The 6,509-nt window shown below is 71.3% G+C and carries 6 protein-coding genes and 1 pseudogene; 2 read left to right on the top strand and 5 right to left on the bottom strand.

The window, feature by feature from the left end:
- Both ACWED2_RS26860 and ACWED2_RS26855 read left to right on the top strand, forming a co-directional pair.
- A pseudogene (locus ACWED2_RS26860) lies at window positions 1-393 on the top strand (NDP-hexose 4-ketoreductase); the annotation flags it as partial.
- Window positions 394-498: 105 nt separating this feature from the next.
- Window positions 499-2,220: an Hsp70 family protein gene (locus ACWED2_RS26855; protein WP_449693252.1), complete on the top strand. Its 1,722-nt coding sequence runs from the start codon at window positions 499-501 to the stop codon at window positions 2,218-2,220.
- Window position 2,221: 1 nt separating this feature from the next.
- Here ACWED2_RS26855 and ACWED2_RS26850 read toward each other — a convergent pair whose 3' ends face one another.
- The 5 genes from ACWED2_RS26850 to ACWED2_RS26830 form a co-directional block, all read right to left on the bottom strand.
- Window positions 2,222-2,683 carry a YbaB/EbfC family nucleoid-associated protein gene (locus ACWED2_RS26850; RefSeq protein ID WP_449693251.1) on the bottom strand — a complete coding sequence of 154 codons (462 nt, stop codon included), beginning with the start codon at window positions 2,681-2,683 and terminating at the stop codon, window positions 2,222-2,224.
- Window positions 2,676-3,734: a hypothetical protein gene (locus ACWED2_RS26845; protein ID WP_449693250.1), complete on the bottom strand. Its 1,059-nt coding sequence runs from the start codon at window positions 3,732-3,734 to the stop codon at window positions 2,676-2,678. Before ACWED2_RS26845 ends, ACWED2_RS26850 begins: the two co-directional genes overlap by 8 nt.
- Before the next feature lies 1 nt (window position 3,735).
- Window positions 3,736-4,119, bottom strand: a complete 384-nt coding sequence (locus ACWED2_RS26840; RefSeq protein WP_449693257.1) for a hypothetical protein — start codon at window positions 4,117-4,119, stop codon at window positions 3,736-3,738.
- A gap of 139 nt (window positions 4,120-4,258) precedes the next feature.
- Window positions 4,259-4,900: a pyroglutamyl-peptidase I gene (gene pcp, locus ACWED2_RS26835; RefSeq protein ID WP_449693249.1), complete on the bottom strand. Its 642-nt coding sequence runs from the start codon at window positions 4,898-4,900 to the stop codon at window positions 4,259-4,261.
- An 86-nt stretch (window positions 4,901-4,986) separates the two neighbouring features.
- A complete protein-coding gene (locus ACWED2_RS26830) occupies window positions 4,987-6,420 on the bottom strand; it encodes a M1 family metallopeptidase (RefSeq protein WP_449693248.1) in 1,434 nt (477 codons plus the stop codon).
- Window positions 6,421-6,509 lie beyond the last annotated feature (89 nt).

Here is a 6,509-nt window from a genome sequence, read left to right as displayed (position 1 = left end):
CAGGAACAGATCATCCAGATGGTCGATTTGATGATCGGCCGGGTCGAGACCCAGCTCAAGGCCAAGGACATGGAGCTGGAGCTCACCGCGAAGGCCAAGTCGCTGCTGGCCAAGCGCGGCTTCGACCCCGTGCTGGGTGCGCGGCCGCTGCGCCGCACGATCCAGCGTGAGATCGAGGACCAGCTGTCGGAGAAGATCCTCTTCGGCGAGGTCGAGCCCGGCCAGATCATCCTGGTCGACGTCGAAGGCTGGAGCGGCAACCCGGAGGACAAGGACGACCAGGCGCGGTTCACGTTCCGCGGCGAGCGTCGTCCGTCGTCGATCCCGGACGCCCCGCCGGTCAGCATCGGCGCGGGCCACGAGGAGCAGGGCGGCGAAGCCGAAGGCGAGTGATCGTCGCGTAGGTACGGCAGGAGGGCGGTTCCCCGAGCGGGGAGCCGCCCTTCGGCTTTCCGGGCCCATGAGACGATGCCCGCGGACCTTGGGAGGGGAATCCGCGTGGACGTGCTCTCGATCGACTTCGGGACTTCGAGCACGGTCGGCGTGCTCTCCGCCTTCGGGCGCGGCCCCCGGGCGATCGAGGTCGACGGCTCGGTCACCATGTCCTCCGCCGTCTACGTCAACGACGACGGCCTGCTCGTCGTCGGCCAGGACGCCGAACGGCGGGCGCGGCTCGATCCCAGCCGCTTCGAACCGAACCCCAAGCGGCGCATCGACGAAGGCCGCATCCGGCTCGGCGACACCGATCTCGACGTCGCCGACGCCTTCGCCGCCGTCCTGCGCAGGATGGGCGAAGAGGCCGAACGGCAGCTCGGGCACCCGCCCGCGCAAACCCGGATCTCTCACCCCGCCGGGTGGGGCGCGAGCCGGCAGGACGTCCTCCTGACCGCCGCCGCGAAGGCCCGGCTCGCCGATGTGCGGCTGATCCCCGAACCGGTGGCCGCCGCCGCGCACTACGCCAGCCTCGGCAGCCGGGCCGGCGGGCCCATCGGGGTCTACGACCTCGGGGCCGGCACCTTCGACTGCGCCGTCGTCGGGGTCACCCGGCAGGGGTTCACCGTGCTCGCCGAGGACGGCCTGCCCGATCTCGGCAGCCTCGACATCGACCAGGCCCTGCTCGTCCACATCGGACGCTCCGTCTCGCACGCCGATCCGGCGCAGTGGCAACGGCTCCTGCGTCCGCAGACCACCGCCGACCGCCGGACGCGCCGTGCGTTGCTGCAGGACGTCCGGGACGCCAAGGAAAGCCTCTCGCGGCACGCGCAGACCCACGTGCCGATGGCCGATCCGTTCGGGGACGTCCTGGTCAGCCGGGACGAGCTCGAAGCGCTCGTGCGGCCCAGCCTGCTGCGCAGCGCCGAACTGCTCGCCGCCACGATCCGCCGCGCCGGCCTCACCCCCGCGCAGCTCGCCGGTGTCTACCTCGTCGGCGGGCCGAGCCGGATGCCGCTGCTGGCCACCCTGCTCGGCCGTCAGCTCGGCGTCGCGCCGACCACGCAGGACCAGCCCGAGACGGCCGTCGCGTTCGGGCTCCACCACGTCCCGCTCGGCACCACCACCGACCTCACCGTGCCCGCGTTCGCGCCCGTCCGCCCGCCGGTGGTGCCGCCGCGGCCGCAACCGTGGCAGCAGCAAGCCGCCCGGCCGCCGCAGTACGCGCCGCCGCCGCGGCCGCCGGAACCGCAACCGCGGAAGAGGAACAAAGCCCTGCTCATCGGCATCGCGGTGCTCGTCGTCGCGATCGCGGTGACCGTCGTCGTCCTCGCCGCGAACAGCGGGTCCGCCCAGTCCACAGTGGACTGCACGACGACGGCGCAGCGCGACCAGGCCGGGTTCACCCCCTGCACGCGCTCGCTGGCCGGCACCGTCCCGGACCGCACCACCTGCCGGCCCGCCGACTCGGTCGGGAAGCTGGTGCACGCCCAGACGGCCGTCACCTGCGGGTTCGGCAAGGGCAACGTCGTCAGCTACTACCAGGGCGTCACCGTCGACGAGATCGAGGCGAACGCGAAGCTGCAGGTGGGTGCCCGCAACACCGTGGCGGGCACCTGGGACGGTGGCGGGCTGCACGGCCGGTACCTCGCCGGGGTCGGCAGCTACTCCGGGATCGTCCTCTTCGGCTCGGACGACCGCCGGGCGGCCGGGCTCTACACCTCGCTCGACACCCGCAGCACCGCCGACCTGGTGGCCTTCTTCACCCGCGAGCTCAAGCCGTCCTGATTCACCAGGCCCGGTCGAGCCGCATGCCGCGGCCGTACCAGTCGTCGTCCGCGACCGGCCCGGCCGGTGGCGGCTCGGCCGGGGTGTCCGAAGACCGGTCCTTGAGGACCTTGCCGTCCGGCTCGGCAGCCGGAGGGACAGGCGCGGCGGGCGCTGCCTCCGGCGCCGGTTCGAACTGCACGCGCCAGCGCAGCCGGTCCATCAGGTAGCCGCCGCTGCCCAGCGGTGCCAGCAGCTGCCCCGTCCGCTTCGCCGACTCGCGCTGCGCCTCGGCGTACGTGCGCAGGACGGCGTCCGCGATCTCCGACGGCGACATCGCCGAGACGGCGTCGGTGAGCCACAGCCGGGTCAGCACGCCGTCGGTGTTGACCGACAGCGAAACCGCGCCGTCGGCGGACGTCGCCGTCGCCGACAGCGCGGACAGTTCGGCCAGGAGGGCGTCGCGGTCCGGGCCGTCAGCCATCCAGCCTCCCGACGTGCGTGGCGCCGCTGGACACCTGGCCGTCCGACGCGATGTCCACGTTCGCGTCGCGGACGTTCTTCTCGGTCTGCCGCGAGGTGTGGTCGGTCTCGAAGTTGTCGGGGTCGAAGCTCGAGCCCGGGCTTACGTCCGGCGCGTCGGGGATCTTCGGGAGGTCGACGGCTTCGTCGCCGATGCGGTCGGCCAGCGTCTGCGCCGCGTCGGCGGCGCCATCGCGGATCTTGCCCGCGCTGTCCATGAAGCTCTCATACAGGTCGTACCCGTTGTCGCCGGTGATCTCGGCCTGGTTGGCCACGACCGCGGTGATGGCGCCGCCGGCGGCGTTCCCGGCGACGATCGCGCCGTTGGCCATGGTGAAGATCGCCGTGCCCGCCGCGGCGCCCGCGCCGGCGGTGGCGACGGTGAGCAGCCCGGTGACCGCGCCCGCGAACGTCGCCGCCAGCACCTTCGACATGGCCGATTCGCGCTTGCGCTCCTGCGACTTCTGGTAGTCCTCCGCCGTCTTCTTGAACGTGTAGCCGAGGTTGTTCAGGTCCTGCCGGGCCGACGCGATGGCCTCGCGCGCGGCGACGAGGTCGGCCTCCAGGACGGTGATCTTGGTTTCGACCTGGGCGAAGGTGTCCGCGAGGTCGTTCAGGTAGGCCTTGACGGCGTTGGCCGCGGAGCCGCGCCAGACGTCGAGGAACTGCCGGGCGTCGTCGAGCTTCGGGCCCGAGTCGCGCTGCAGTGCCTTCCAGACGGCGTCGTGCTTCATGATCAGGTGCTGCAGGCCTTCGGCCGAGTCGTGGTCGATGTCGGCGTCGGAGAACTCGCGGTAGACGGCGGCGACGTCGTCCTGCATCTTCTCGAAGCCGCCGTCGGCCGGGATGAAGCCGATGATCCAGTCGGTCATCCGCAGGATCTCCAGCGCGTCGAGCGCGTCGTTCGCACCCTGTTTCAGGTCCTCGGAGACGCCTTCCAGGAGCGCGGGGCGGCGATCGTCGCCGCCGGACATCGGCTGGGCGTCGAGCCCGGTGTCGAAGTAACCGTCCACGTCAGTTCCCCTCCAGCCCGGCGGCCGCGCGGTTGACGTGCTGCTTCGAGTCGGCGTCGGCCTTCTCGTACAGCTCGGCGACCCGCATCAGCGCGTGGCTGGTGTCCGCGGTGGTCTGGTGCAGCCGCGCGACCAGCTGCTGGATCTTCGCCAGGTGGTCGTTGTAGGCCGCCGCGACGGCCGGCATGCCGAGCGTCCGGCCGAAGGCGTTGTCCGCGGGGAACATCGCGCCGAGACCGCCGAAGAACCCGCCGCCGCCGTCGGACTTGACCGGGACGTCGGCGTCGCGCAGGCCGTGCGACGCGGCTTCCGCGGCATCGGCCGCTCCCTGGAGGGCCCGGGCCGAGTCCCGCAGGTCCTGCAGGTCGGTCTCGAATCCGATCATCACTCACCTCTTCTTGGGGCTGCGCGTCCGGACATGCAACCACCGTTCGATCGCCCGAAAGGGGGCTTTGCGGACGGTGTGCGTCAGATCACGACGCACGTCCGGACGCTGCTCGTCCCGGTGCCGATCCGCTGCGCGGTCAATGTTCCGCGCCCGCGCTGACCGGCAGGTCCTCGGTCACCCGCAACGCCGTGTCCGCCAGCGCTTCCAGCGCGAGAGCGATCCGGTCCACGCTCAGCGACGCCTCGGGCTTGCCCGCCGCCGCGACCTGCTCCGGGCTGAACGGGACGTGCACGAAGCCGCCGCGCACCTCCGGGAAGTCCGTGGCCAGCAGGTGCATCAGCCCGTAGAACACCTGGTTGCACACGTACGTCCCGGCCGTGTGGGACACCGACGCCGGGACGCCGGCCGCGCGGATCGCCGCCACGCAGGCCTTCACCGGCAAGGTCGTGAAGTACGCCGCCGGGCCGTGCGGGACGACCGGGGTGTCCACCGGCTGGGCGCCCGCGTTGTCCGGGATGCGGGCGTCGATCAGGTTGATCGCCACCCGTTCCGGCGTCACCTCGGCCCGGCCGCCCGCCTGGCCGGCGCACACCACCAGCGACGGCCGGTGTTCCGAAAGAGCCCGCCGCAGCGCGGGCAGGGATGCCTCGAACTCGCAGGGCAGCTCCACCGCCGCCACGTCGTCCCGGCGCGCGGCCACCAGCGAAACCGCCTGCCACGACGGGTTGACCGACTCGCCGCCGAACGGGGCGAACCCCGTCATCAGCACCCTGGCCATGTCCCCTCCCGGAACGGACCGGAACAACGGACCGAAACACACGTCGAGGCCACCCTACGTCCACAGGGTGGCCTCGACGACGGTGCTCAGGCGGCGGGCTTGAGCCCACCCGGGTAGAGGTACTGGTCGGCCGGCTTGCCGCTGCCGTACACCCACGCGTCGTAGAAGCCCTGGAGGCTCCGGTGGGCGGCGAACTCGGTGAACCGCTGGAACTCCTGCATGCTCGCGTTCCCGTCGCGGTGCAGCGACGGCCACGTCTTCAGCACCCAGGAGAAGGCCTGCTCACCGATGTAGTTGCGCAGCGCGTGCAGCATCATCGGGCCCTTCGAGTACACGTACGTGAACTCCTTGCCCTGGCCCATGTCGTAGAGCTTGCCGTCCCAGAGCCGCGTCGGCGCCTTCTTGACGTTGTCGGCGTACTGCTTGTTCAGGTCGACGCCCTCCTTCGCCTCGTCCCACAGCCAGGTGGCGTAGGAGGCGAAGCACTCGTTGAGGCAGACGTCGCGCCAGTGCGCGACCGCCACCGAGTCGCCGTACCACTGGTGGGCGTTCTCGTGGACGATCGTCGGCACCGTGCCCGCCCAGCCCGCCGAGTAGATCGGCCGGCTCATCGTCTCCAGCGAGAAGCCGATCTGCTCGTTGAGGAAGATGCCGCCCGCCGCGTCGATCGGGTACTTGCCGAACTTCGACTCGAGGAAGTCGAGGATCTCCGGCAGTCGCGCCTCGGCCTGCTTCGTGGAGTCCGGGACGCCGGGGGCGAACGCGCTGACGATCGGGGTGCCGTCCTTGCGCTTCTGCCGGTCGAACGTCCACTTGTCGATCGCCACCGTCGTCATGTACGGCACGATCGGGGTCTCTTCGACCCAAACGTGCGTCGTGCCGTTCGGCGTCTTGAACGACGGCTTCTCGCGGCCGTTGGCGATCACGCCCCACTCGTCGGGCACGGTGACGGCCAGGTGGAACGTGGCCTTGTCGAGCGGGGTGTCGTTGACCGGGTACCAGGTCGTGGCCGACCTCGGCTCGCCGGCGGCGAACGCGCCGCCCGCCTGGGCGAACTGCCAGCCGTTGTTGCCGAGCGCCGGGTCGACGATCGGCGCGGGCACGCCGTGGTAGGCGATCTTGACCTGGAAGCGCTGGCCCCGCCACAGCGCGCGCGACGGCGTGATGACCAGCTCGTGGTCCCCCGTCCGGCTGAACGCCGCGTCCCGGCCGTCGACCTTCACCGAGTCGACGGTCAGGCCCTTGAAGTCCAGGTTGAACGAGCTGAGCGACTGCGTCGCCCGCGCGGCGATCTCCTGGTTCCCGGTGAGCTGGTGCGACGCCGGGTCGTAGCCGATCTTGAGGTTGTAGTCGGCGACGTCGTAGCCGCCGTTTCCGTCCTGCGGGTAGTAGCTGTCGCCGGCGCCGTCGCTGCCGGGCTTCGGAGCACCCCAGCCATCGCCGGCCGCGGCGACACCGGTGCCGAGGCAGAGACTGGCGACCACGGCGGCCGCCACCACGACCGGTTTCTGTCCCCTCATGAACGCTCCTGTCCGTATCTGGATGGGCATCGTCCGCAACGTATCGCCACGAACGGGTGGTCCGGGAGACCATGCCGGATTTGTCCGGA

Source organism: Amycolatopsis sp. NPDC005003 (genome assembly GCF_053600695.1).
The sequence above is the reverse complement of the archived record's forward strand: the minus strand, read 5'-3'. Positions and strand labels throughout refer to the sequence as shown.